General features: G+C 56.6%; 23 protein-coding genes. 13 read left to right on the top strand and 10 right to left on the bottom strand.

What is annotated here, in order from left to right:
• On the top strand, positions 1-280 hold a 280-nt coding region (locus BW33_RS16730), incomplete at its 5' end, for an NAD-binding protein (protein WP_152546135.1).
• A 103-nt stretch (positions 281-383) separates the two neighbouring features.
• Here the strand turns inward: BW33_RS16730 and glcC are convergent.
• Positions 384-1,157 (bottom strand): transcriptional regulator GlcC, encoded by a 774-nt coding sequence (gene glcC / locus BW33_RS16725; RefSeq protein ID WP_047600094.1) that lies wholly within the window; start codon positions 1,155-1,157, stop codon positions 384-386.
• Between the two features lie 238 nt (positions 1,158-1,395).
• Between glcC and glcD the strand changes: the two genes are divergently transcribed.
• Genes glcD through BW33_RS16705 form a run of 4 tightly spaced genes read left to right on the top strand, consistent with a single transcriptional unit; the run spans position 1,396 to position 5,602 of the window.
• Positions 1,396-2,895 carry a glycolate oxidase subunit GlcD gene (gene glcD / locus BW33_RS16720; protein WP_047600092.1) on the top strand — a complete coding sequence of 500 codons (1,500 nt, stop codon included), beginning with the start codon at positions 1,396-1,398 and terminating at the stop codon, positions 2,893-2,895.
• The gene (gene glcE / locus BW33_RS16715; RefSeq protein WP_047600091.1) at positions 2,895-3,959 is read left to right on the top strand and encodes a glycolate oxidase subunit GlcE; all 1,065 of its coding nucleotides are present in this window, start codon (positions 2,895-2,897) and stop codon (positions 3,957-3,959) included. The genes glcD and glcE overlap by 1 nt, the downstream gene beginning before the upstream one ends.
• 3 nt (positions 3,960-3,962) lie before the next feature.
• Positions 3,963-5,204, top strand: a complete 1,242-nt coding sequence (glcF, locus tag BW33_RS16710; protein ID WP_047600090.1) for a glycolate oxidase subunit GlcF — start codon at positions 3,963-3,965, stop codon at positions 5,202-5,204.
• The gene (locus BW33_RS16705) at positions 5,201-5,602 is read left to right on the top strand and encodes a heme-binding protein (protein ID WP_047600089.1); all 402 of its coding nucleotides are present in this window, start codon (positions 5,201-5,203) and stop codon (positions 5,600-5,602) included. Before glcF ends, BW33_RS16705 begins: the two co-directional genes overlap by 4 nt.
• A 237-nt stretch (positions 5,603-5,839) precedes the next feature.
• Here the strand turns inward: BW33_RS16705 and BW33_RS16700 are convergent, their stop codons facing one another.
• The 6 genes from BW33_RS16700 to BW33_RS16675 all read right to left on the bottom strand — a co-directional run bounded on the left by BW33_RS16700 (position 5,840) and on the right by BW33_RS16675 (position 13,809).
• Positions 5,840-6,604, bottom strand: a complete 765-nt coding sequence (locus BW33_RS16700; protein ID WP_047600088.1) for a hydroxypyruvate isomerase family protein — start codon at positions 6,602-6,604, stop codon at positions 5,840-5,842.
• A complete protein-coding gene (locus BW33_RS16695; protein WP_047600087.1) occupies positions 6,601-7,191 on the bottom strand; it encodes an NADPH-dependent FMN reductase in 591 nt (196 codons plus the stop codon). Before BW33_RS16695 ends, BW33_RS16700 begins: the two co-directional genes overlap by 4 nt.
• Positions 7,192-9,594, bottom strand: a complete 2,403-nt coding sequence (locus BW33_RS16690; protein ID WP_047600086.1) for an efflux RND transporter permease subunit — start codon at positions 9,592-9,594, stop codon at positions 7,192-7,194.
• Entirely contained in the window at positions 9,591-10,691 is a 1,101-nt protein-coding gene (locus BW33_RS16685) for a WD40/YVTN/BNR-like repeat-containing protein (protein ID WP_047600085.1), read from the bottom strand. Before BW33_RS16685 ends, BW33_RS16690 begins: the two co-directional genes overlap by 4 nt.
• Positions 10,692-10,779: 88 nt before the next feature.
• Complete coding sequence (locus BW33_RS16680; RefSeq protein ID WP_047600084.1) at positions 10,780-12,132, bottom strand: DUF1329 domain-containing protein; 1,353 nt, start codon at positions 12,130-12,132, stop codon at positions 10,780-10,782.
• 24 nt (positions 12,133-12,156) lie between these two features.
• Positions 12,157-13,809: a DUF1302 domain-containing protein gene (locus BW33_RS16675; protein WP_047600083.1), complete on the bottom strand. Its 1,653-nt coding sequence runs from the start codon at positions 13,807-13,809 to the stop codon at positions 12,157-12,159.
• A 446-nt stretch (positions 13,810-14,255) separates the two neighbouring features.
• Between BW33_RS16675 and BW33_RS16670 the strand changes: the two genes are divergently transcribed.
• Positions 14,256-14,942 (top strand): GntR family transcriptional regulator, encoded by a 687-nt coding sequence (locus tag BW33_RS16670; RefSeq protein WP_047600082.1) that lies wholly within the window; start codon positions 14,256-14,258, stop codon positions 14,940-14,942.
• Positions 14,943-15,067: 125 nt separating this feature from the next.
• On the opposite strand, the gene BW33_RS16665 is transcribed toward BW33_RS16670, so the two are convergent.
• From BW33_RS16665 to BW33_RS16655, 3 genes are all read right to left on the bottom strand, one after another.
• On the bottom strand, positions 15,068-16,714 hold the full coding sequence (locus BW33_RS16665; RefSeq protein ID WP_047600081.1) for a bifunctional 3-(3-hydroxy-phenyl)propionate/3-hydroxycinnamic acid hydroxylase: 1,647 nt from the start codon (positions 16,712-16,714) through the stop codon (positions 15,068-15,070).
• Between the two features lie 88 nt (positions 16,715-16,802).
• Positions 16,803-17,363 carry a VOC family protein gene (locus BW33_RS16660; RefSeq protein ID WP_047600080.1) on the bottom strand — a complete coding sequence of 187 codons (561 nt, stop codon included), beginning with the start codon at positions 17,361-17,363 and terminating at the stop codon, positions 16,803-16,805.
• Between the two features lie 40 nt (positions 17,364-17,403).
• Positions 17,404-18,255 (bottom strand): fumarylacetoacetate hydrolase family protein, encoded by an 852-nt coding sequence (locus BW33_RS16655; protein WP_007906489.1) that lies wholly within the window; start codon positions 18,253-18,255, stop codon positions 17,404-17,406.
• A gap of 126 nt (positions 18,256-18,381) precedes the next feature.
• On the opposite strand from BW33_RS16655, the gene BW33_RS16650 reads away from it, so the two are divergent.
• The 7 genes from BW33_RS16650 (at position 18,382) to BW33_RS16620 (ending at position 24,705) form a co-directional block, all read left to right on the top strand.
• Positions 18,382-18,963: an amino acid synthesis family protein gene (locus BW33_RS16650; protein ID WP_047600079.1), complete on the top strand. Its 582-nt coding sequence runs from the start codon at positions 18,382-18,384 to the stop codon at positions 18,961-18,963.
• 70 nt (positions 18,964-19,033) lie between these two features.
• Positions 19,034-20,149, top strand: coding sequence for an alcohol dehydrogenase catalytic domain-containing protein (locus tag BW33_RS16645; RefSeq protein WP_047600078.1), 1,116 nt, complete (start codon positions 19,034-19,036; stop codon positions 20,147-20,149).
• A gap of 69 nt (positions 20,150-20,218) precedes the next feature.
• Positions 20,219-20,746 carry a cupin domain-containing protein gene (locus BW33_RS16640; RefSeq protein WP_047600077.1) on the top strand — a complete coding sequence of 176 codons (528 nt, stop codon included), beginning with the start codon at positions 20,219-20,221 and terminating at the stop codon, positions 20,744-20,746.
• A gap of 37 nt (positions 20,747-20,783) precedes the next feature.
• Positions 20,784-21,632 (top strand): 3-hydroxyacyl-CoA dehydrogenase NAD-binding domain-containing protein, encoded by an 849-nt coding sequence (locus tag BW33_RS16635; protein WP_047600076.1) that lies wholly within the window; start codon positions 20,784-20,786, stop codon positions 21,630-21,632.
• The gene (locus BW33_RS16630; RefSeq protein WP_047600075.1) at positions 21,619-22,206 is read left to right on the top strand and encodes a TetR/AcrR family transcriptional regulator; all 588 of its coding nucleotides are present in this window, start codon (positions 21,619-21,621) and stop codon (positions 22,204-22,206) included. The genes BW33_RS16635 and BW33_RS16630 overlap by 14 nt, the downstream gene beginning before the upstream one ends.
• 429 nt (positions 22,207-22,635) lie before the next feature.
• Entirely contained in the window at positions 22,636-23,700 is a 1,065-nt protein-coding gene (iolG, locus tag BW33_RS16625) for an inositol 2-dehydrogenase (RefSeq protein ID WP_201771632.1), read from the top strand.
• 21 nt (positions 23,701-23,721) lie between these two features.
• The gene (locus BW33_RS16620) at positions 23,722-24,705 is read left to right on the top strand and encodes a Gfo/Idh/MocA family protein (protein ID WP_047600073.1); all 984 of its coding nucleotides are present in this window, start codon (positions 23,722-23,724) and stop codon (positions 24,703-24,705) included.
• Positions 24,706-25,117: the final 412 nt, after the last annotated feature.

Raw genomic sequence — 25,117 nt, 5'->3', positions numbered from 1 at the left:
GCTGATGGGCGGTTTCGCTTCGTCGAAGATCCTCGAAGTGCACGGCGAGCGCATGATCAAAGGCACCTTCGATCCAGGCTTCCGCATCAGCCTGCACCAGAAGGACCTGAACCTGGCCCTGCAAGGTGCCAAGGAGCTGAACATCAACCTGCCGAACACCGCCAACGCCCAGCAAGTGTTCAGCACCTGCGCGGCGATCGGTGGCAGCAACTGGGATCACTCGGCGCTGATCAAGGGCCTGGAACACATGGCCAACTTCTCGATTCGCGACAAAAAGTAACAGCTGAGCAAGCACCCCGTCTCTGGGCTAACCGTCACGGATACTGGCCCAGAGAACACTCGTCATAAGAGCCCTAAGACGCAAATGCATTGAAACGCCAGCCTCACTTCCAGCCGTCAAGTCTCATCGTCGCGCGAATCAGGCGCTGTTCCTCCTGTTCAATCTCACGAAAACTTTCACTAATACTGCGGATGTGATCTCTAGCGGCTCGCTGTGCCTGTTCTGGTAACTGATCCATCACTGCGTGATAGAGCCGCGTATGCTGGCGATCGATCTGTCGTTTCTGAACGGGCCGGCAATAGAGGTTGTTCACCGAAGCAAAGACTGTGCTCAATGTTAATTCGCTGAGTGACTGCAATGTATGCACGAGCACGGGATTGTGGGACGCCTCACTGATCACTCGATGAAATGAATGATCAAGCCTGGCATGCTCCCGTGCATCGCGAGGCTGAGCAGTTTCATGAGAACCCACCATCTCCTCATAGCATCGTTTGATCAAGAGACGATCGACATCAGTGGCACGTAGCGCCGCCAGACGCGCGGACTCCCCCTCCAGCAGCGCCCTCACTTCCAGCAGGTCAAACAAGGTCCTTGGTTGCGAGCTGAACAGGTGCATCAAGGGCGTCAGACTCTCGGCACCACTCAGTTGAGCAACGAATGAGCCGCGACCATGTTCGGTGTCGATGACGCCTCGACCTCGCAAGACTCGAAGCCCCTCACGCAGTGCTGATCGTGAGCAACTCAACTTGTCGACCAGGCGACGCTCGGAAGGTAACCGCTGGCCGACCTTGAGGACGCCGTCCAATATCAGCTTCTCGATACGCTCGACCACCTGATCAGCGATCTGGAGCTTGTCTGACTTGTTAGCTTCAAAGATACCCACAGCGCACTCTCAACTGGTAGGACCAGATAAATTATTTTCGAACACTGGTATACAAAGCTACATCGAAACTAGCATTTTTTAATGCTCTATCTTCTTTATTTTAAATAAAAGTGGTCCTACCAGTTTGTTTGCTTGTGGACTCCAGGAGCCTTAGAGATGAATGTGGTCTCACTGGGTCTGCCCGGGGTGCACCCCGCTCGACCCGTTCAATAACTACAAGAATAAAAGCCCTATGAACATTCTCTACGATGAGCGCGTCGATGGCGTATTACCCCGGGTAGACAAGTCGGCGCTGATTTCGCAGCTGCGTGACGCACTCCCCGACCTGGAAATCCTGCACAGCCAGGAGGACCTGCGGCCGTATGAGTGCGACGGTCTCAGCGCCTACCGTGTGATGCCGTTGCTGGTGGTGCTGCCACGCCATCTCGACGAGGTGCAAGGCGTGCTTCGCCTTTGCCATGAGATGCATGTGCCGGTAGTCGCTCGCGGTGCCGGCACGGGTTTGTCCGGCGGCGCATTGCCGCTGGAAAAAGGCGTGCTGCTGGTGATGGCGCGCTTCAACAACATTTTGCACATCGACCCTGCCGCCCGCACGGCACGGGTCCAGCCGGGGGTGCGCAACCTGGCGATTTCCCAGGCAGCGGTGCCGTTCGGCTTGTACTACGCGCCGGACCCGTCTTCGCAAATTGCCTGTTCCATTGGCGGCAATGTCGCTGAAAACGCCGGCGGCGTGCATTGCTTGAAGTATGGGCTGACCGTGCACAATCTGCTCAAGGTCGACATCCTCACCGTCGACGGCGAACACCTGAGCCTGGGATCCGATGCGCTCGATTCACCGGGCTTTGACCTGCTGGCACTGTTCACCGGTTCCGAAGGCATGCTCGGTGTCATCACCGAGGTCACGGTCAAACTGCTGCCCAAACCGCAAACCGCGAAAGTGCTGCTGGCGGCGTTCGATTCCGTTGAAAAGGCCGGTCGTGCAGTCGGTGACATCATCGCCGCGGGCATCATTCCCGGTGGCCTGGAAATGATGGACAACCTGGCCATTCGTGCCGCCGAAGATTTCATCCATGCCGGCTACCCGGTCGACGCCGAAGCCATTCTGCTGTGCGAGCTCGATGGTGTTGAAGCCGACGTTCACGATGACTCCAACCGCGTGCGCCAGGTGCTCGAACAGGCCGGCGCCACCGAAGTCCGTCAGGCCCGTGATGAGGCCGAGCGCGTGCGCTTCTGGGCCGGGCGCAAGAATGCCTTTCCGGCGGTGGGCCGTCTCTCACCGGATTATTACTGCATGGACGGGACGATCCCGCGCCGCGAACTGCCCGGCGTACTGCACGCAATCGCCGCGTTGTCGGCCGAGTACGACCTGCGGGTGGCCAACGTTTTCCACGCCGGTGACGGCAACATGCACCCGCTGATCCTGTTCGATGCCAACCAACCCGGAGAGCTGGATCGCGCCGAAGCCCTGGGCGGCAAGATCCTCGAATTGTGCGTGAAGGTCGGCGGCAGCATTACCGGTGAACACGGCGTGGGCCGGGAGAAAATCAATCAAATGTGCGCGCAGTTCAACAGCGATGAGTTGACCGTGTTCCATGCCGTCAAAGCGGCCTTCGATCCGAGTGGTTTGCTCAACCCCGGCAAGAACATTCCGACGCTGCACCGCTGCGCCGAGTTTGGCGCCATGCACGTTCACATGGGTCAAATGCCCTTCCCTGAACTGGAGCGTTTCTGATGCGCAGCGAACACGATAACGATGACAGCGCCTCGCTGCTGGAGCAGGTCAACCAGGCGCTGCAAAACGCCACACCGTTGCGCATTCAAGGCTCCAACAGCAAGGCGTTTCTTGGGCGCAATGTGGCAGGCAAAGTGCTCGACACGCGCAGCCACCGAGGCATCGTCAGCTACGACCCGACCGAATTGGTGATCACCGCCCGCTGCGGCACGCCTTTGACAGAACTGGCTGAAGTGCTGGACGCGGCGCAGCAGATGTTGCCTTGCGAACCACCCTCCTTCGCCGACGGCGCCACCGTCGGCGGGATGATTGCCAGCGGGCTCTCGGGGCCACGGCGTCCATGGTCCGGTTCCGTCAGGGACTTCGTCCTGGGGGCACGCGTCATCACCGGTCACGGCAAGCATTTACGCTTCGGTGGCGAAGTCATGAAAAACGTCGCCGGCTACGACCTGTCACGTTTGATGGCCGGCAGCTACGGCTCGCTTGGCGTGGTGACCGAAGTCTCGCTCAAGGTCCTGCCCAAGCCGCGTCAAGCTTTAAGCATCAGCCTGGACATGGACAGCGATCGAGCCCTGCTGCGCCTCGCCGAATGGGGGCAGCAGCCGTTGCCGATCAGCGCCGCGTGTCACGACGGCCAACGCCTGCACCTGCGACTTGAAGGTGGCGAAGGTTCGGTCGCGGCGGCCCATGACCGTTTGGGCGGCGAGTTGCTCGGTTCCTCGTACTGGAACGATCTCAACGAACAGCGCTTGAGTTTCTTTGATGAGGATTTGCCGCTTTGGCGCCTGTCGTTGCCTAACAACACCGCGAAACTGTCCCTGCCAGGCCGTCAACTGATCGACTGGGGGGGCGCCCAGCGCTGGCTCAAATCCGACGCGGAAGCGGTGTTCATTCGCAAGGTTGTCGAAGAAGTCGGCGGACACGTGACCTGCTACAGCCACGGTGTGATCGATAGCCCGTTCCAACCGCTGCCCACGGCACTGATGCGTTACCACCGGAACCTGAAGCAACAACTTGATCCCCGGGGAATTTTCAACCCCGGACGCCTGTACGCGGAGCTTTGACCCATGCAGACCACCTTAAGCAAACAGGCCCGGCAACTGCCCCGCGCCGAAGAAGCCGAAAGCATTCTGCGCACGTGTGTGCACTGCGGTTTCTGCAATGCCACCTGCCCGACCTATCAATTGCTGGGCGATGAACTGGATGGACCGCGGGGCCGTATCTACCTGATCAAACAGGTGCTGGAAGGTAACGAGGTCACGCAGAAGACCCAACAGCATCTGGATCGTTGCCTGTCGTGCCGCAATTGCGAAACCACCTGCCCTTCCGGCGTCGACTACCACAACTTGCTGGACATCGGCCGGGCGGTGGTCGATGCAGCGGTGCCGCGACCGATCGGCCAACGCATATTGCGCGAGGGATTACGCGCCGTCGTACCCAATCAGGGATTGTTCAAAGGGTTGGTCAGCAGCGGCCAGGTTTTCCGGGCGTTGTTACCCGACACCTTGCAGATAAAGTTGCCTCGCCACGTCTATCCGGCCAAGCCGCGCCCGGTCACGCGCCACACCCGGCAAGTGCTGATGCTCGAAGGCTGCGTGCAACCGAGCCTCTCGCCCAACACCAATGCGGCCGCCGCCCGGGTACTGGATCGACTGGGGATCAGCGTCATCGCAACCCGCGAGGCCGGATGCTGCGGCGCCGTGGATTATCACCTCGACGCTCAGGCGGCCGGCCTGGATCGCGCCCGCCGCAATATCGATGCGTGGTGGCCAAGCATTGAAAACGGTGCCGAAGCCATCGTGCAAACCGCCAGCGGTTGCGGTGCGTTCATCAAAGATTATGGTCACCTGCTCAGCACCGACCCGGCGTATGCCGAGAAGGCGAAAAAGGTCAGTGCGCTGGCCAGGGATCTGGTCGAAGTGCTGCGTGGCGAGCCATTGGATAAGCTCGGCGTACACAGCGACCAGCGCCTCGCGTTCCACTGCCCCTGCACGTTGCAGCACGCGCAAAAACTCGGCGGTGCCGTTGAAGCCATACTGACAAGCCTGGGCTTCAACCTGACCGCTGTTCCCGACGGCCACCTGTGTTGCGGCTCGGCGGGCACCTATTCGCTGACCCAGCCCGAATTGTCGCGCCAATTGCGCGATAACAAGCTGAATGCGCTGGAAAGCGGCCACCCCGACGTCATCGTCACCGCCAATATCGGCTGCCAGTCCCACCTCGACGGTGCGGGCCGAACCCCGGTCCGGCACTGGATCGAACTGGTCGAAGCCGCGTTGCCCTCACCGAGCACTGGAGTATCACCATGAAAAGCAAAGCCATACTGAGCCAGACCGAAGTCAGCCAAATCCTCGCGGCGGCACGCACCGAAGCGCAGAGCAACCAATGGGCCGTGACCATTGTGATTGTCGATGACGGCGGCCATCCCCTGGCCCTCGAACGCCTCGACGGTTGCGCTCCGATTGGCGCCTACATCGCCACCGAAAAGGCCCGCACCTCGGCCCTCGGTCGGCGCGAATCCAAAGGTTATGAAGAGATGGTCAATGGCGGGCGCCATGCCTTTTTGTCCGCGCCATTGCTGACGTCCCTTGAAGGCGGCGTGCCGATCATCGTCGAAGGCCAGGTGATCGGCGCGGTCGGGGTGTCCGGTGTCAAAGCCGAGCAGGATGCGCAGGTGGCCAAGGCCGGCGCACAAAGCCTGAAATGAACTGAACATGGAGCTATCAGAGCCCGACAAACACCGCGCATTAGAAAGACGAGGTCGCACCTGTCCTGCAACGCGTCGTTGATTGGGATGTGTCGCCGGGAGCTGGCGTGCTTCATAAACGCTGCGAACCAGTGTCGCCACGCGGGTACGCGAACTGGCGCCGCGAAACCTGGCGCGGCCGGATGACTGTGATCGCCTGCAACCCTAGCCGCACTTTTTCCAAGCGATATGCGGCACCTAGTGACCTCGATAGCTATTAATCCATCCCATGCCGTCAAGGGTTCCGGCAACGGGATGATATTCACAGCCCACCCAGCCCGTATAGGATTGAGCGCTGAGTAAAGCTAAAACTCCCCGCACATCAAGGCTTCCAACGTCCGGTTCATGTCGTCCTGGAAACCCAGCAATTTGAACATGATCAGCCTGGGCGAGATGGCGCGCAGTGCAATGAATCGGATCAAGTTGTTCCATAGAAGCGTGATAGATATCCAGAATCAATCCCAGTCCTTGCAAGCGTTCCGTCCACCGGATCGCTTCATTCAAGGAGCGTATAAAATAGCCCGCCACCGACACTTGATTGATCGCTTCGATAACCAGCTTGATTTTAAAGCGACTTGCTTCCTCAATGGCCCAATTCATATTCTCTTCAAATCTACTGCAGGCCACCTCATAGCTAGCGTTATCGACAACACCGCTCAATACATGCAGAAGTTGACTATTGCCCGCTACGGCATACTCCAGCCCCCACAGGAAATTATCCTTGAACTCGCCTGTTCGGCCTGCCAGAGCAGCCAACCCCTTGCTTCCGGGTCTCAAGGGCACCGTTGCTAAAACCTGTTGGAGACCGGTGCGATGCAGGTGTTTTGCAACGGTGATGGCTGAGAGCTCTTGCGGAAAGCTGAACTCAACCGCCTCAAAACCAACATCTCGCGCCGCATCAAATCGATCTTCGAAGGGTAATTCAGTGAAGAGCAACGATAAATTTGCAGCGAATTTGATCATTCAGCGCCTCGGTCTATCCCAGTCGATTTTTCTTTCGTTGCGTGATTGATCTGCTCAATCAACGCTCCGACACCATCCAGCAAAAAAGTCCGGGCGGCTCCATCCGCCAACCGTCCGTGTTCTATTTTGCTGTGTACATCGCCAATGACGATCTGGGGATAAACCACCAAGGCAGCCTTGACCGCCCAGAGGGTTTCGTTGAGTTGTTGATGAGCTCGAACTCCTCCGGTAAACGCAGGCGAAGCCGTGAAACCCAGCACTGGGCGTCCAGTTAGAACGGACTTGCCATGGGGCCGGGACAACCAGTCCAGCGCATTCTTCAAAACACCCGACATACCGTGGTTATATTCTGGCGAGCCGATCAATACGCCATCCGCCGCAGTCACGGCTGCACGAAGGTCACTCACGGCTTGCGGGGAATGGACACCATCGTCGTCTTCGTTGTATGGCGGGATGTTTTGCAGGGTATGGAGCGTCAGTCGAACCTGCCCGGACAATCGTTCAGCCACTGTGTTGAGGATAGCCGTATGGGCCGAATGCTGACGCAAGCTGCCTGAAAGGCCGAGGATATTGATAGTGACAGTCATTTAAACGCTCACACTCTGCGGTTTCGGCTTGAGGAGAAAATGAGCGAGTGCGGGCACCAGTATCAGTGCACCCACCATGTTCCAGATGAACATGAAACCGAGCAGGATGCCCATATCTGCCTGGAACTTGATGGGAGACAGCACCCAGGTGAGTACGGCGATGCCCAAGGTAATCCCCGTCATCACTACCACTTTTCCCGTAGAGAGCAAGGCCAGGTAGTAAGCATCGGATAAGCTTGAGCCATTGCGGATGTTGGTCAGGGTCACGCTAAGAATATACAGCGCGTAATCCACCCCAATGCCTACCCCCAGCGCAATCACGGGGAGCGTCGCCACCTTGACGCCGATGTTCAGACCGACCATCAAGGCCTCACACAAAATCGACGTCAGCATCAGCGGCAGTACCGTACACACCACCGCCCGCCAGGATCTGAAGGTGATAAAGCACAGGGCAATGACAGCGGCGTATACCATGAACAGCATCTGCACGTTCGAACGCTTCACCACGATGTTGGTGGCCGCTTCGATCCCGGCATTGCCCGCCGCATTGAGGAACTGGATCTGATCGCTGTTATGGGTCGCCGCGAACTGCTCGACGGCCTGCACCACACTGGTGAGCGTGTCGGCCTTGTGGTCCTTGAGGTAGACATACACCGTCAGCAGGTCGCAGTTCTGGTTGAACAGTTCTCGCGGTGCGCGGGTGATGATCGCGTTCAACAGCCCCTGATTACGGGGTATCTCATACCAGGTCATGCTGCCTTCATTCATGCCCGCTGCGGCCTGCTTGCTCAGCGCCGCCAACGAAGTCGTCGACACCACGCCCGGCAGTTGTTGCAGCTGGGCTTCCAGCGCATCGACCGACACCAGCGTCTGATAGTTGGCGCAGAAGTACTGCGGCGTTTTCACCATCACCACGTACTTGTCGCTGCTGGCGGAAAAGTTGCTGACCATGAAACGGTTGTCGCTGTTATAGCGCGACTCCGGACGCAGTTCCGGTGCCCCGGGATTCAGGTCACCGATCTTCACATGCAGGCTGACGGCAAAGCCGGCCACCCCCAGCATCACGGCGATGAGGATGGCCCCGCTCGCCCATTTGCGCTCGGTGAATCGATCCAGAAAAGCCCAGAACGGGTGCCGGGCGTGAAGCGCGTCCGGTTGCGAGAACTTGTCGTTAGCAGCTTCACGCTGAGCCGCCGCTTTGCTGACACCGGTGTACGACAACAGAATCGGCAACAGAATCAGGTTGGTGAAAATCAACGTCAGCACGCCGATCGTCGCAGCGACGGCGAGATCCTGAATCACCGGAATCTTGATGATCATCAACACGGCGAAACCCACGGCGTCGGCCACCAGTGCCATCAGTCCGGTCAAAAACAGCCGGCGAAAGGTGAAGCGTGCCGCCACCAGTTTGTCCGCACCGCGACCGATGTCCTGCATGATCCCGTTCATCTTCTGGGCGCCATGACTCAGCCCGATGGCAAACACTAGGAACGGGACAAGGATCGAATACGGGTCGAGATCAAACCCCAGGGTCGGCAGCAATCCCAGCAACCAGACCACGGCGATGATCGAGCACAGCAGTACCAATAACGTGCTGCGCACGCAGCGGGTGTACCAGAACAGTACGATGCCGCAGATCACCAGCGTCGCAGCGAAGAACAGCTGCATCTGGCGCATGCCGTCAATCAGGTCGCCCACCACCTTGGCAAAACCGGTGATGTGGATTTTGATGTTGTCGGTTTCGTACTTGGCCCGAATCTGTTCGAGCTGGCCGGAAAGCGCGTTGTAGTCCAGCGGCTTACCGTCGTCCGAGGTGATGTCCTGCAGTGGCAGCAGCACGATGCTGGATTTGAAATTGGCGGCCACGAGCCGGCCGACTTCCCCTGATCGTTCAACGTTCTGGCGCACCTGCTCCAGGCTGGCGACCGAACCGTCGTAATTGTCAGGTATCACCGGCCCACCGTCGAAGCCCTCCTCCGTCACACCGATCCAGCGGGTAGCCGGCGTCCATAAGGACTTCATGTACGAGCGGTCAACGCCCGGCAGCAAGAACACCTCATCGTTGATCTTCTTGACCGTTTCCAGGTACGCGGCATCAAAAATGCTGCCCTGCCGGGCTTCGATCGCAATCCGCAAAGTGTTGCCACCCTCCCCCAACTGGCCACGATTTTTCAGGTAGTTCTGCACGTAAGGGTGATCCGTCGGGATCATTTTTTCGAACGCTGCATTGAGTTTCAAACTCAGCGCCTGGTAGCCGAGCACCAGGCTCAGCAGTATGCAAATACCTAAAATGATGCGCCGATGGTTGAACAACAGGCGTTCAACCAGCGTGCCGGAAGAAGGATCAAACTCGTCGAGTTTCGGGACGGTTTCAGGCTCGGCAGAACGAGTAAAGCTGTTCATTGAGTGTGCTCCGACGAGTCCGCTGCAATCGCAGACGACAGCATGCCGCGTGCGCTACTGATGATCAGGTTGCCGTTCGCGGCTTGCGCCATGCCGGTGAAGTAACCGGCTTGAGCAATCGGCAGAACAACCGCTTTCGTATTGGCATCGGCGAAACGCAACACGCGTCCCGACTCATCGGCGAGCAGGACCGAGCCATCGTCAAGCCGCAAGCCGCTGGTCAAGGTGACAGGCTGCAACGTGTCGAGGGGCTGCCAGGTTTCACCACGATCGCTGGACTCGAAGGCTTTGCCACGCAATCCGAACGCCAGGATCGAGCCGTCGTGAGTCGCCTGAAGCCCGAATGTCGTGCCCTCGTAGGGCGACGTCAGCGATTCGAACGTCTGGCCTTCGTTGCTGGATCGCAACAGCGTGCCCTGCTCGCCGGCGACGAACAGATCCGCTCCGACCCGTTCGATGCTGTAGAGGTGCAGCCCGTTTGGGTTATCGATCCGGGAACGGATCGACTGCCAACTGAGCCCGCCATCATGAGTGACAAACGCGAGGCCGTAGGCGCCGATCACCCAACCGGTTTTGGCATCCAGGAACAGCAGGTCCAGCAACGGTTTGTCGGGGCCATCGTCCGCGAGTTGCTGCGCCTGGGCGATTTTTTCAGCATCACCTGAACGTTTGGCATCTTGCAATTCGACATCGGCGGCCTGGACACCATCGAGCTGTTTGCTCCAGCTCATTCCGCCATCCCGAGTGTGCAGGACGACCCCGGCATGCCCGACGGCCCAGCCTTCGGCATTGTCGATGAACCGCACCTTGACCAGTGTGACGCTGACGGGGGAACCGACTTGCGACCAGCTATTGCCATTGTCATCCGAGACAATGATGAAGCCTCTTTCGCCAACGGCCACCAGACGATGTCCGGCACGCGCCACGCTCAGCATGACCGACTGGGCCGCCATCGCACTGGTGATCGACGGTTGCACCGGCATTCCATCGGTTTGTGCCGCTGCGACAGTGCTCAAGAGTGCTGCCACGATCGAAGCGCTCAACAGCACTGCCTTGAACGAATGGATGGCGATAAACCTTGGTGTTTGCATACGCATTTTCGAGCCTCGATGGTGCGGTTCAGTGGCCGCGATGTCAGTGACACCGCGCCCCTGGAACACAAGTTTGAATACGCTGTTGCGAGGCTCAGCGCACCGACCCGGACGCTACCGAGTTACCGGTAAAGAAGTTCTCGGGCTTGCGCGGGATAACGCTATAGGTTTCGCCGTTCAGGCTTTGCACCACGCTGTAGGTCTTGGCTTGCAGGTTGTAGATCACCACCGGTTTCACCACCACTGCCGGGATGGAAGGCACCACGAATGGCAACACCTGGGAAACGCGCCACAGCTTGCCTTCGGCGTCGTAGCCATCCACCAGCGAGACCGTCCAGCTGTCTTCATCGATGAAGAATTTGCGCTTGGGCACCGCGTGGCGTTTGCCGGCGGCGACAGTGGCTTCCAGCTCCCAGACACGATGCAGCTCCCAGCGCACTTTGTCCGAGTTGAGGTGGTTGGCGACAAAGGCGTCGTCGCGTTTTTCGGCGTTGAATTTGTTGTTGTTGTACGGGATGTACAGTTCTTTCTTGCCGACCAGTTTCCAGTCGTAACGATCCGGATGGCCAATGAAACCATGCACTTCATCGAAGTAATTGGCGCCCGAAGCAACGAAGTCCGGTGTGTCGTAACCCACGGTTGGAGCGCGACGCACACGGCGCTGGCCGACCAGGTACTGCCAGGCTTCCCGTGGTTCCTGTGCGTTGATGCTGTCGTGCGTCACCAGCGACTCGCCGGCCTTGAACGGGGGTTCGTTGGTCAAGAAGCGCAGCAGGGCATATTGACCCGACCACTTATCGGCGGCGCCGTCCTTGTAGTAATACGGGTACTGCCAGTTCTCGACGCCCCGACTGGCCAGGGTCCGCGTGCCGTCAGCATTGCCGATGACGTTGGCATAGCCCATCTGAATGGACTCGGCTTCGACCCGCAGCAGGAAGTTCCAGATGACCTCATTGCCGGTTTTCGGGATGGGGAACGGGATACCGCCAAAGCACCCTTCCACCGACAACCCGTTACTGGTGGTCTTGCACTTGGTCGCATTGGCAAAGGTGTTTTGATAAACGCTGTCAGGCGCCGCCGCCGTACGGTGAGTCGGGTAGACATCCAGATGGAACGTGTCCGGGTATTTGGCCAGGAGTGCTTTGGTGCCTTCGCTCAACTTGTCCGCATATTGCGCAGCGTTTTTGGCAGTAATCTGCAGCAGCGGTTTTTCACCCGGAAACGGATCTGCCGGCACATCGCCGAACTTGGCACCCGCGACGTCCTTGGTCAGACCACCGGTCCACGCAGGAATGGAGCCATCGGCATTGCCGGCCTTTTCCGCGCCCAGGGGCGTCAGCGTGGTCTTGAGCTTCGCCGCCTCATCAGGACTCACCGCCGCAAATGCGGAGCCGGCGCAGATTGAAATCGACAGGGTGGAAAGCAACAGCAGTTTAATTTTTGTCATTATCAGGGCCCGCCTGTTCTTTGCTTAAAAGGTTCGCTGGATCGAAAACGCCACGAAGTCCCGGTCTTTCATGTTTTGCTGGTAGGTGAATGAGTTAGCGGAGTTGATGACCGGTCCGGCCTCGCCGAAGAAGTTGGTGTAGGTCAGCGAGGCATACCACTGCTTCTTGTAATCGGCCTTGAGACCCAAGGTCAGATCGCCGCCATGTTCCGGGCCGAATGCCTGAGGCGTGACTGAAGAGCGCCCGGACGGGTTGTAACCCACGGTGATCGGGGCTTGAACGTCGATGCCGGGGAAAACCTGGAAGTACTGCGGTTCGAAGGTGAAGCGCAGTGCGAACGCATCGCGCGTGGTGTTGGGGTCCAGTTGATCGGCATTTTTGGTCACGCTCAGCCGACGGTTGAACGCCAGCTCACCGACAAACGAAGCCCCATCCCAAAACGACGATCCGCCGTAGACATTGACCATCGATACCTGGGCATGCCACGACCGACCAATCGGGTAGGCCGGGTTCGAATCGTTGTCGGAATCCAGACCTGTAATGATGGTCCCGCCGACACCCGCGAGCGGCGTATCAAGCCTGATCGATGTTTCGCCGGCGATGTTGGCTTCGCCCACCTGGGTGCTGAAACTCGCCCCGAACACCTTGACGTCCTCGGGATAAACGTTGATGAACGTGTCATCCGCACCGGGGACCAACGCGGCCGGACGAAAGTAAAACACCGGGGTCTTTTCGTGATATTTCGCGGCGTACAGGCCGAACTCCCAGTCCTCGACAGCGAACTTCAACTGCGCGCCGAACTGTCCGGAATCCCTGGCGTCCTTGTCCTTGCCGTGGCGTAGTTCGCCGGTCGGGAAGAACACCCGTTCCCCGCCCTCACCCACAAAATCCGCACCACTGAAGTAGCTGCCTGCTGCCGGAAGGCGAGTCTTGTTCCACTCGAACTGGTAGTAGGCGCCGACGCTGACCGTATCGTTCAGCTGCCAGTTACCCGAGACCTGCTTGGTCGGCATCAGAATCTCTTTGAACTGAGAACCCGGCACCGACTGAAGCTTCACCAGATCGACGGTGGACTGCGCATTGGCAATGCCGTTGGCGCCGAAGAAAAGGCTCTCACCGTAGATCTGCGTGAACTGCCCCAGGCGCCCGGACAACGAGGTGGTGCCGATTTCCTTTGAGCCATAGACAAAGGCATCGAGGATCTCAGTGCGCTGTCCGTGGATGCGCCGCGTGTCGCTGGTGAACTCATCGTGATCGACGCTCACGGAGTTGGCGGTGCCGGGTGAGTCGTTATCGTTGTCGTGACTGTAGACATTGTCGTACCAGGACGCCGCGCTGAGACGGGCACCGACGTCTTTGTACTTGATGTCGAATTCGGACAGCAGATCCAGGCGGTTGGAAATGAGCCCGCGATCGAAATTGCGGTCGCCATCATCCAGGTTGGGATTGGTGTTGGCCGTGCCCGGACCGACCGCGACCTTGTGATCGAGTTTATTCACGCGCCAGGCGTTGCTGTACTTGATCGTATTGTCCCAGCTCGCCGAAAGATCGGGATTGCCGGTGTCGATCTGGAAGGCTTGCGATGGCGTCGAGAGGCTCAGCAGAACCGTTGCGCTGACCGCGCAAGCGAGGCTGGAAACCGGCAACGGGCAGAGCCGCTGGTTGGCTATTTTCATGGAGATGTTCCTGTTTTTTTGTTTTTGTAAAAGGTCATCCACTCGCAACATCGGCTGCGAATACCACTGGGTGCTGCGTACCGCTCTGAGCTCCTTCGTTGCTTGTTTTTACGTCCGAGAAATATTGTGCGTAAAAATCATTTTGCTGCATCCAAAATCACTTTGTGCACAAAAAATATTCCTGCGCAAATTCAATGTCAAGCAGATTCGGGGACCCGGTTCATGGGCGTGGCGCGATGGGTAGCAGGAAGAGGAAGTGGAGCAGACTGACCACGCCTTCAGGGAAGAAGGCTCAGGGACGGACTAGAGCGCTGCGACGACTGTTCTGAAATTTTTCCTTGCGACGAAGGACAACTCGTGCGCAATAAGCGATATTCATCCTTTGCACTAAACTGTTTTTTGCGCATAAAATCCGTTTAGTGCAAAATTTCAGGATAACCACGACCATGATCCTCTCCCCCAACAGTCCGCTGATCGATGTCGCGCTGACGAAGATGAAAAAAGCGATTGTTTGCTGTGAGCTGGCCCCCGGCGAAAAACTCAAAGTTGCAGAGCTGTCCAAAACCTACGGACTCAGCAGCTCCCCTATTCGTGAAGCGCTGAATCGACTGACCCAGGATGGCGTTGTCGAAGCCAGCGATAACAAGGGGTTCAGGGTTGCACCTATTTCCACGACGGACTTCCGGGACATCACGAGGATGCGTTGTCTGCTGGAATGCGAGGCGCTGGCAGATGCCATTCAGTATGGTGATGACACGTGGGAAGCCGACGTACTGGGTGCGTTTCACCGCTTGAATCTGATCGAGAAAAAACTCGGAAGCGGCGAGCTCGTGCTCGATGATGAGTGGTCCACACGGCACAAGGCATTCCACTTTGCGCTGTTCGCCGCCTGCCCTTCACCGCTGATGTTGAAGATGATCGACTCCCTGTTTGACCGGGCCGAGCGCTACCGGCGCTTTTCGGCCAAGCAGCGGATCACCCCAAGACACAAGGGCAACGAGCATCAGGAACTGATGGAGACTGCCCTGGCGCGTGACTCAGAGAAAGCCGTGACGCTGTTGCGCAACCACATTCAGGACACCCTGGGCCGAACCGTCGAAGCGATCGAACGCCAACAGGCCACACTTCAATAAATCAATCCACATTTACTGACTCGGCGCACATGCCAGTGGGAGCGGGGTGCCAGGTTAATGTGCAGAAAAAGCCCCTCGCCTCGTCACTGCTTTCGTGGACAGTGCGAAGCGAAGGGCTATTCCTGTTACTGGCTTAGCGCCTGCGCAAACCTGATCGTCGTATTGCTCGCGCCGCCATGACCCTGCGCAGCCTGTTCCGGCTCCTTGCACCACAGCGCAAGCTCCATTCCCTCAAGCAACTCCATCGCCCAGGCCACGGTGACCGACCCGCCATACACGTAGTGATCCGGCCGCACGATCACCACATTACAGCCTCGACGCTCAAGCCATTGCGCCAGTACGCCATCGACCTCCTGATAATCATCGGCAGTGCGCGCCCCTGGCTGTTGAGCGCTGACCAACCGCACGACATGGATGGGCAAACCTTTTAGCGATTGACTGCTGTGCAGGCATCTCAACAAAGCGCTGGCGTCGAACCCGGGTGCTATGACCACACGAAAGGACTGGCCGGTAAACTCATCGAGCAGCGCCTGCTTGCCCGCATGGTTGATGACCATCGGCTGAGGAAACAGCTCACCGGCCGGCGCGACTTGCGCGACAAAGCCTTGAGACAAACCGGGAATCAGCGATTGCCTGATGATTCCGTCAGGGTTCTCCGTCATCTGCTGGATCAACCGCGCATCCCGAATCGCGGCTTTCTCGCTATCGCGCTCGCAGATCACGCCACCAAATTCCTTGGCCGCCATCGTGGTTTGGCGGACATGGGGAATTCGCTCGGTCTGGTAGGTGTTCAGAAACGCAGGGGCTGCCAGCCCTCCTTTCACCAGCGCAAGCTTCCAGACCAGGTTCAGCGCATCGCGGATCCCCTGACACATGCCTTGTGCCAGGAACGGCGGCGTCATATGGGCTGCGTCCCCGAGGAAGAACACTCGGTCGGCTTTCCACTGCTCCAGAATCAGCGCGTGGAATCTATACGCAGAGGCCCGCCATAGCTGGTAGTCACCCTCCGGTAACCAACGGGCGATCAGCTTCTTGATCGCTTCAGGCTGTGAGATTTCCGAAGGCTGCTCATCAGGATTGATCATGAATTCCCAGCGACGATGCCGACCGGGGCCGACGACAAACGTGCACGGCCTGGCCAGCTCGCAAAACTGCACATTGGTCTTCGGCAGATGCTCGCCCGCCCCTTCGTTGAGAATCACGTCGACCACCAGCCACGGCTCGTCGAACGCGAGGTCTTCCATCTTCAGCCCCAGGCGGGTACGGATCGGGCTGGTTCCGCCATCGCACGCCAATACATAATCAGCTGTGACCGTGCGCTCAATCCCGTCTCTGGATTGAATGCGCACCTGCGCCTGGGAACCGCTGGAGTCGACCGACAGCACTTCTGAACCGAGCTCAACGGTAACGGACTTCAAATCGGCAATTTTTCCGCGCAGTGCACGCTCGACCGGTGGTTGCGAGAACACGTAGTTAGGCGCCCACCCTAGCGCAAAGGGCGGCTTGGCCGCATCGATGCGCTTGATCAGCCGGGAACCGGTGGTTCGGTACTCCGAGGGACGATAAGGCATGACATGTTCGGCGATCTCATTGGCCAAGCCAATATTGCCGAAGACACGCATCACTTCATGGTCAAACCCCATGGCCCGGGGGTTGGCGTACACCGTTTCGGACTTGTCTACGACGAGCGCATTCAGTCCCCACATGCCGGCCAGATTTGCACACAGAGCACCCACCGGACCCATTCCAACAATGATGACATCGTAGTCCATCGTCTACTCCGCTTTTTGTTTTTATCCCGTGTGACTTCTGGTTGATGAACGGGCTTGAGCACGCCCATCAACCAGACCTCGACAACCATCAGCCAATTCGAACCCGCTGCTCTGCGATCTTCGCCCGAATGGAATCCATCCACTGCTCTCGCGTCTGGAAACCGGGGCGGCGCTTACACATGGCTTCGGTCTGGGCCAGGATGACCTCGGTCGGCAGCTCGAGATCAAGCGGCTCTTTGCAGGGTTGAGCGGTGTAGAACGGTGCATCGACATACATTTCGATGGGGTTACCTTCAGGGTCTTTGAAGTAGATCGACCAGGCGTTCCCGTGATCCACCTGGACAATCCCTTCAATGCCACTTTTTTTGGCGAATTGGTAGTAAGCCTTCAAGTCGTCCAGGGAATTGAGCAGAAACGACAATTGATTGATCGGGTTGAATGGCAGGTCAACAGGTTTGCCGTCAAACAGCACGACCTGATGATGCAGCTCCGGGTTCTGCGTCATGAAAAACAGACGATGACCGGTCGAGGCCACGCCCTTGTCGCTGACGATGAAGCCCAAGGTGCGGCAGTAGAAATCGACCATACGATCGAGGTCTGCGCAAAACACGCCGGTGTGGGTGAAATTGATGGTCGGTAAGGCGGGCATTTGGAACCTCCGGTTTTTATGATTGTGTAGAGGACAACGCTCAGGCTTCGTCAATCACGCCGTTCGATAGCGTCCCGATCTCGGTGATGACCACTTCGAATACATCACCGGGTTTCAGGAAAATCGGTGGATTTCTCTTGAAGCCGATCCCGCTCGGCGTACCGGTTGCCAGAATGTCGCCCGGGTTCCATGGAAGCGCTTTCGACACATACGAAATCAAATGCGGAATGTCGAATGCCAACTCTGAAAGGCTGCCTTCCTGCAATTGCTCGCCATTGAGTACACCTCGTACCACCAGCTTACGGTAATCGGGAATTTCCGACGCTGGAATGACCCATGGACCCAACGCTCCGGTTTTTCTGAAGGTCTTGCCCATGCCGTACTGGTGCGTATGGAACTGCCAATCGCGAACACTGGCATCGTTGAAGCAGGTGTAACCCGCGACGTGATCCATTGCATCGGCAGGATCGATATGCGCACCGCCCTTCCCGATCACCACGGCCAGTTCGGCTTCGAAGTCGAATTGCTCTGACACCTGAGGCCTTACCAGCGGCTCACCATGGGGAAGCAGGGTTTCGGCAAAACGCTGGAAAATCACCGGAAATTCCCCGACCTTTCGGCCCGCCTCTTCGGCGTGAGCCACATAGTTGATCCCCACACAAATCACCTTGCCGGGATTGGGTATGACCGACTCCAGTTGAATGCTGGAAAACGGGTAGTCGGGCTGGACGGTCTCTACGACTTTACGTGCCTCCTGTACTAACAACGGATTGGCCAGAAAGGATGCGAGGTCCGGAACCTGCGCAAAACGGCGGGTCAGCTCGACCACCCCGTCACCTGATACGGCGCCGAAATGAGCCTTTCCTTCTTTACGGTACGAAATCAGCTTCATGTTCTTCTCCTGTTTTTTATGCACAAAAACTAATTTCTTGCACCATACATCATTAAATGCATAATGCAAAAGGCCGGTTTAAAAAAATAACGAGCTGCATAAAGCTCACGGTTCTGGAGGTTAGGCATGTCGCTTGTGATAGTTCGTAAGGTAAAACTGGACATCGAAGAAGTGTTCCACGAAGGCGGTTCTCGCTCCTCGGTCCCACTGAGGATTGCGGTCGCCACCGCCGTGGTCGCCAACCCCTACGCGGGTAAATATGTAGAAGACCTGCTGCCGTTCATGCAGGAATTGCGGGGGCTGGGCGCAGAGCTGTCCGAGCGGCTGATCCACGCGCTGGGCGGTGCCCAACACGTGCAGGCCTACGGCAAAGGTGCAATCGTCGGTGAAGACGGTGAGCTGGAACACGGCGCGGTCTGGCACGAAGCCGGTGGCTGGGCAATGCGTGAAGCGCTCGGCAATCCGAAGGCGATCGTTCCGGCGGGCAAAACCATCGGCGGCCCCGGTTGCCGGGTGATGATCCCGCTCGGGCATATCCAGGCGGCCTATGTTCGCAGCCACTTCGGTGTGGCTGAAATGACGGTATGGGACGGGCCCCGTCGCGGCGAAATCGCTTTTGGTCTGGCGATGGCCACCGGAGGCCGGATTCATGCACGGCTGGGCGGTCTGGCTGCCGCCGATGTGAAGGGTGAAGACGGGCTGCGTTAAGGTTCAGGGTTTAAAGCGTGCTCCAGGGTTACGTACCACTACAAAAACAATATGTGTTTTGGAGAACATCATGACTGCAAAAACTATGCGCGCCGCACGTCTGTATGAAGGCGGTAAACCCATGGTCATCGAGCAAGTGCCCGTCCCCGAGATTCGCCCGACCGAGGTGCTGGTCAAGGTCAAGGCATGCGGGATCGTTCCGAACCTTCACAACATTTTGACCAACTGGGTCAAATGGTTCCCGCAGAGCCCTCTGCCCAAGCTGCCTGCCATTTTCGGACTTGACCCTGCCGGGGTCGTCGAAGCCGTCGGCGCCCAGGTCTATGACTTCAAGGTCGGTGACCGGGTTTATGTGAACCCGGGTCGGCACTGCGGCTCATGCAGGGCTTGTCGCGCGGGCAACACCATTGCCTGCAGCGCCTATACCTTCAACGGTTACTTCGGGTTCACCGCCAAAAGCCCGCGCATGTTCGAAGACTACCCGTACGGCGGTCTGTGCGAGTACATCCCTGCCCCGCAATACAGCCTGGTCAAACTGCCCGACAACATCAGCTTCGAGACCGCCGCACGCCTGGGCTATCTGGGCACCGCCTATAAAGCATTGATCAAGGCCAACGTCGGTCCCGGCAGCACCGTGCTGATCAACGGGATCAGCGGCACGCTCGGCTTGGGCGCCGTCGCGCTGGCGCTGGCAATGGGCGTTCGCAAGATCCTCGGCACGGCCCGCAACCAGGAGCTCTTCCAACGGGTGAAAGACCTCGCCCCGCCAGGCCGGATTGAAATTCACACGTTGGGCACGATACCCATCAATGAATGGGTCAATGAAGTCACCCACGGTGAAGGCGTCGATGTGGTGATAGATGCCCTGGGCCCAGGGGCACCACACGAGACCCTGACCCAAGCCCTCAAGTCCATTCACCGCGGCGGGCACCTAGTCAACATCGGTGCTATCGCAGGTGAGGTCCCCGTCGATCTGCACTGGATCATGGACAACGACATCCAGATCAGTGGCTCGGCCTGGTTCACTACAGGACAAGGACAAGCCATGGCGGACATGGTGGAATCCGGGACGCTGGATCTTTCATTCTTCGAGAACACCGCCTTCAGCCTGGAAAAGGTGAACGACGCGATTACCGGTATCGAAAATCGCCACGGTGGCTTCAGTAACTACGTCATTTGCCCCTGACATTAACGACACCCGTTCATCACAACGGCGGGCAACGTTATGCCCGCCCACCGAACCCAGGGGAATGTTATGAAAATCCGAAGAGTCGTCACCGGCCTCGATGCCGCAGGCCAATCCGTATTCATCAGCGATGATGCTGCCCCACGGTCTTGCTCCTTTGAGTCCGTCCCTGGCCATGCAATGGCGCATTTGTGGTCCACCGGTTCAATGTCCGGCGTGCAACAGGACCCCACCCTGGCGGCGCTTTCCTTGGTACCCGGTGCGGGCGAAACCAGTCTGGCAATCTATGATTTTCCACCGGACATCGTGATGCAGAACCCGCAGGATGTCGGACAGATGATCGAGGAACTGGGCAGCGCCCTGCCCGGCTTGTTCGAATGCTTCGAACCGGACCATCCCGGCATGCATACGACGCCCACCATCGACTACGGCATCTTGCTTCAGGGTGAGCTCTGGTTGGAGCTGGACAATGGCGAGCAGAAACGGATCCAGCCTGGTGATATCGTCATCCAGCAAGGAACCCGTCACGCCTGGCGTAACAAAAGCGATCAAGTCGCCCGAGCACTGTTTGTGATGATCGGTGCGAAACGCGACTAGCCAACATTTTCCCATACGCTGAATCTAGGATGTCTACATGACCCTGCGTCACATTGCAGTGATCGGCGCCGGTACGATGGGCAGTGGAATCGCCCAGACGTGCGCGGCAGCCGGCCACGACCTATTGCTCATCGATATCAGCGAACAGGCACTCGAGCATGGCCTGCAGCTAATGCAGAAAAACCTGGACCGGCAAGTGAACAAAGGGACTCTCACCTGCGAGCAAGCCATCGACACGCTAAAACGCATCCGCACCTCGACTCATTACATCGATCTGAACGGCGTGGATATGGTGATTGAGGCAGCCACGGAAAACCTTGCCCTCAAGCACTCGATCCTACAACAGATCGCTACCAATGTTCGCCCGGACTGTCTGATCGCCAGCAACACCTCATCGCTATCGATCACAGAACTGGCAACCAGAATCAACCGCCCTGAACGCTTCATGGGTATTCATTTCTTCAACCCGGTGCCCGTCATGGGCCTGGTGGAGTTAATCCGTGGATTGCAGACCAGCAACGCTACCTGTTCCATCGCCCAGGAATTGGTCGAGCAGTTGGGCAAAACTGCGATCCACACTCAAAATAGCCCTGGGTTCATAGTCAACAGAATCCTCATTCCGATGATCAACGAAGCCATCTTCGTCCTTCAGGAAAATGGTGATGCTCAAGCAATCGATGCCAGCATGTGCTTGGGCTGCAATCAGCCGATCGGACCTTTGGCATTGGCCGACCTTATTGGATTGGATACCGTGCTGGCCATTCTGGAAAGCTTGCAAACCGGTTTTGGTGACCCGAAATACCGTGCTGCACCTTTACTTAGGGAGTTTGTCGCTGCGGGCTTCCTGGGCAAAAAAACGGGACGAGGCTTTCATGTCTACAGTTGAAGCTTATAGGGGGTACGATACTATACGTACTCAAGCCTTGGAGCTTTTCGTCAACAAGGGATTCGGTCAAGTGAGCATGCGGGAATTGGCTCGCCATGTTGGCCTTGCTCCCGGTTCACTGTACAACTACTTCCCTAGCAAGCAAGCTTTGTTATTTGATCTAATAGAGGAGTTTTATGAAGAGCTCTATCTGCTTGTTCAACCTTCGCGGCAAGGAAGTGTTCAAGGTCGTTCTCTGTCGAGTCTGATCGTCGCACATCTGCGCTTGCACCGTCGGCGCCCGCAGTTCTTTCGACTGGCGATACATGGCTTCGTCTATCTAGATGAGGTTCAGCAGCAACAGATCGTCCACAAGCGCAAACTATATGAAAGCGCATTTATTGATGTAGTACTCAACGATACTTTCTTGGCCAAAGATACAGGCTCGATGGCGGTGCATGCCATTATACAATTTCTCAATTGCCTACCGGACTGGCTTGATGATCGCCAGTTAGGTGACGAGGCGCGCCTACTTCTTGTTGAGCAACTTGTCACAGGAGCACTCCGCCAATGCTCAAGGCAGCCATCCGAATAATTCCTGCTGTCACTCGTTGAGTTAGATACTGCTTTACAAGTAAGGCCATTCACTCAAACACCCTTATTGTTCGTATCCACTCTGGGTGAATCATGTGCAACAGCGTACGTACTTTCGTAATTCGAGGTAATACTGGCACGTGCATGAGAAAAACAACCGGTAAGCTCTGCAGAGAAGCGCTAACATACGCACAGCAACTGCCCAACAGTTATTTAAATCCTGTTTTTTAACGCATCAAGCTAGTTGACTAACAGAAACGCATTGACTCACTCACGTCAGCACCCTACGTAAATTCGCGTCATTCATGACTTAATCATGATCAACGTCCAGCCGGTTATCGCTCGGTGCCTTCACTGCAATTCGCCAAAAACCCGCTGATAAAATTTAGTTTTCAGCACCCATCTAAAAGTACGATCGGCAAGGGGTTGTTTGGACGAGTTCTCGCTGCCAGTCTTGGGTAGCTGTCCATCTCAAAAACAAAAAACGATAAGAGATTTTTTCATGATTAGAATAGGGATTTTAGGATGCGGTCGGATTGGAAACGTGCATGCTGCAAGCATTGTGCAGATTCCGTCTGCCAAGCTGATTGCAGTAGCCGATGCCATTCCCGCCGCTGCTGAAGCATGTGCCAACCGGTTCAATGTCGAAGCACGTTCGATTCAGAACCTCATAAGTGCAAGTGATATCGACGCAATAGTCATTGCGACACCCTCGCCCACTCACTTCGAGTTCATTCACGCTGTGGCGGATGCAGGAAAGCCGATTTTCTGTGAAAAGCCTATCGATATGTCTTCTTATAGGGTTCGGCAGTGCATTGCTAAGATCGCTGCAGCAGGGATCCCTTTCATGACAGCATTCAATCAGCGCTTCGACCCACACTTCGCGACGCTTCAAAAACGTCTCGCTGCTGGCGAAATTGGTGAGCTGGAATCCGTGTCGATCATTTCCCGAGATCCATTACCTCCTCCAAGAGATTATCTTAAAGGCTCCGGTGGCATTTTCAGAGACATGATGATTCATGACTTTGATTTAGCCAGGTTCCTGCTAAACGAAAATCCTACCCGGGTTTTCGCAACCGGTGCTGCGTTGATCGACCCAAGTATCAAAGAGCTGAATGATGTGGATACTGCGGTTGCATTGCTGATGACCAAATCAGGAAAGATCTGTCAGATATCTAACTCACGGCGCGCCAGTTACGGTTATGACCAACGACTAGAAGTCCATGGTGCCAAGGGCATGCTGAGAGTGACAAATGTGCATGAGAACCAAGTGGAAAGTGCGACGAGCCTGGGCTTTACCACGGCTGTGGCGAAGCCATTCTTTCTCGAGCGGTTCGGCCCCGCGTATCTCGCCGAAATGGAACATTTTGTTTCATGCATTTCTACAGGCACTCCTCCCCTACCGAATGCAGAGGATGGGCTGATTGCTCAGCTTATCGCAGACGCCGCGACTGAATCCTTGGCGGTCGGCCAACCGGTCGATATTAGTTACTAGCTAACTACATCAGGTACAACTATGAAAATTGGGATTATTGGACTAGGAAATGTAGCCGAACTCCATCTAGCAGCATTGAAAGAGCTTGATCCTGACGCATATGTGGGCGGCTGGGGTAGAACTGCTGCAAGAGCAGAGCTTTTCAAAGAGCGATTTGGGGGGCGCCTTTATGCGTCTCCGGAGATGTTGCTCGCAGACGAGACCATTGATGCTGTAATAATTTGCACCAATGCAGCATCTCATTTTCCTTTCGCAAAGCAAGCGTTGTTAGCAAAGAAGCATGTTCTGATAGAGAAACCTGTTTGCGAAAGGCCAGAGCAAATTCAGGAACTGAGACAATTAGCCCGGGAGGCAGGCAGGGTTTGCATGCCGTCACATAATTATATATACGCTGAAACAATGCGACGGGTCCGGGCTCATATCGACGCCGGTCACTTGGGCGAAATCCTGAATTTTTGGGCAATATATAATAAGAGACATCCAGCAGAAATGGGATCGCCCGATCTTACGATGAGTGAGCTGATGGTACACCACGTCTACTGCATGCTGTACTTCCTAGGGCGTCCAGCAAGTATTTTTGCTACCGGTTCCAACGTTCATTTTGATGACCCACAAGCCCATGATCAATTGATGATCGTCGCTGAATACCCTAATGGGACAATTGCGAATCTGTGGGGAAGTTTTTCAGCTGATGACCGTAGTCGCGACCCCTGGTCTGTGTACTTCAAGATCATCGGAAAAAACGGATCTTCCGTCGTCCCTTGGGACACCACCAGGTTCGGCGACGCGAGGCTGCCGTTCTGGGATGACGGAACATATTGGGATAGTTTCTATCAGATTCAGAAATTTTTCCTGGAAGAGTGTCTCACCAACAAGAGAACTCCACTCTCTACAATGGATGATGCGCTGGATGCTGCAGTGATTATGGATGTAGCGCGTGATTCGATAGCACTACGCCAATCGATAAAGATTTCTTACATTAATACTGACGATCATTTCGCGTGACCCCCTTCATTTTTCACCAAAGAAACGGAGCATTGGTTTTTTGCTCCGTTTTCGTTCGCCTCGTAGATAGAGCAACGCTTGCTACTTCCCGATATACGCCCCTGCCGACTGTTTATTCCGAAACTTACCAGCATGGCAGCATATCCATGGGCAATCGAACATCAATTCATTGAATCTGGATGATAATCAGACAGAAAACCCGGATTAAACATTAAAAATATAAGGGATGATACGGACCTCCCCGTGCAGGCATGCAGCATTATCATGACTGGTTGCACATTGATTAAGAAAGCATTGCGCAGGGACTTGTCTATTTGACTATGGAGGTCAACGGCGGATGCTTGCTTTCAATCGTCACAGTAAAATTTTTTATCGGCCTGTAGAGGTCTTGCTGCGCTGGTGTCTTCTAATG

It is taken from the genome of Pseudomonas sp. RIT288 (assembly GCF_000631985.1).
In the GTDB taxonomy this organism is placed as follows: Bacteria; Pseudomonadota; Gammaproteobacteria; order Pseudomonadales; family Pseudomonadaceae; genus Aquipseudomonas.
This window is presented reverse-complemented; position numbering and strand designations above follow the sequence as displayed.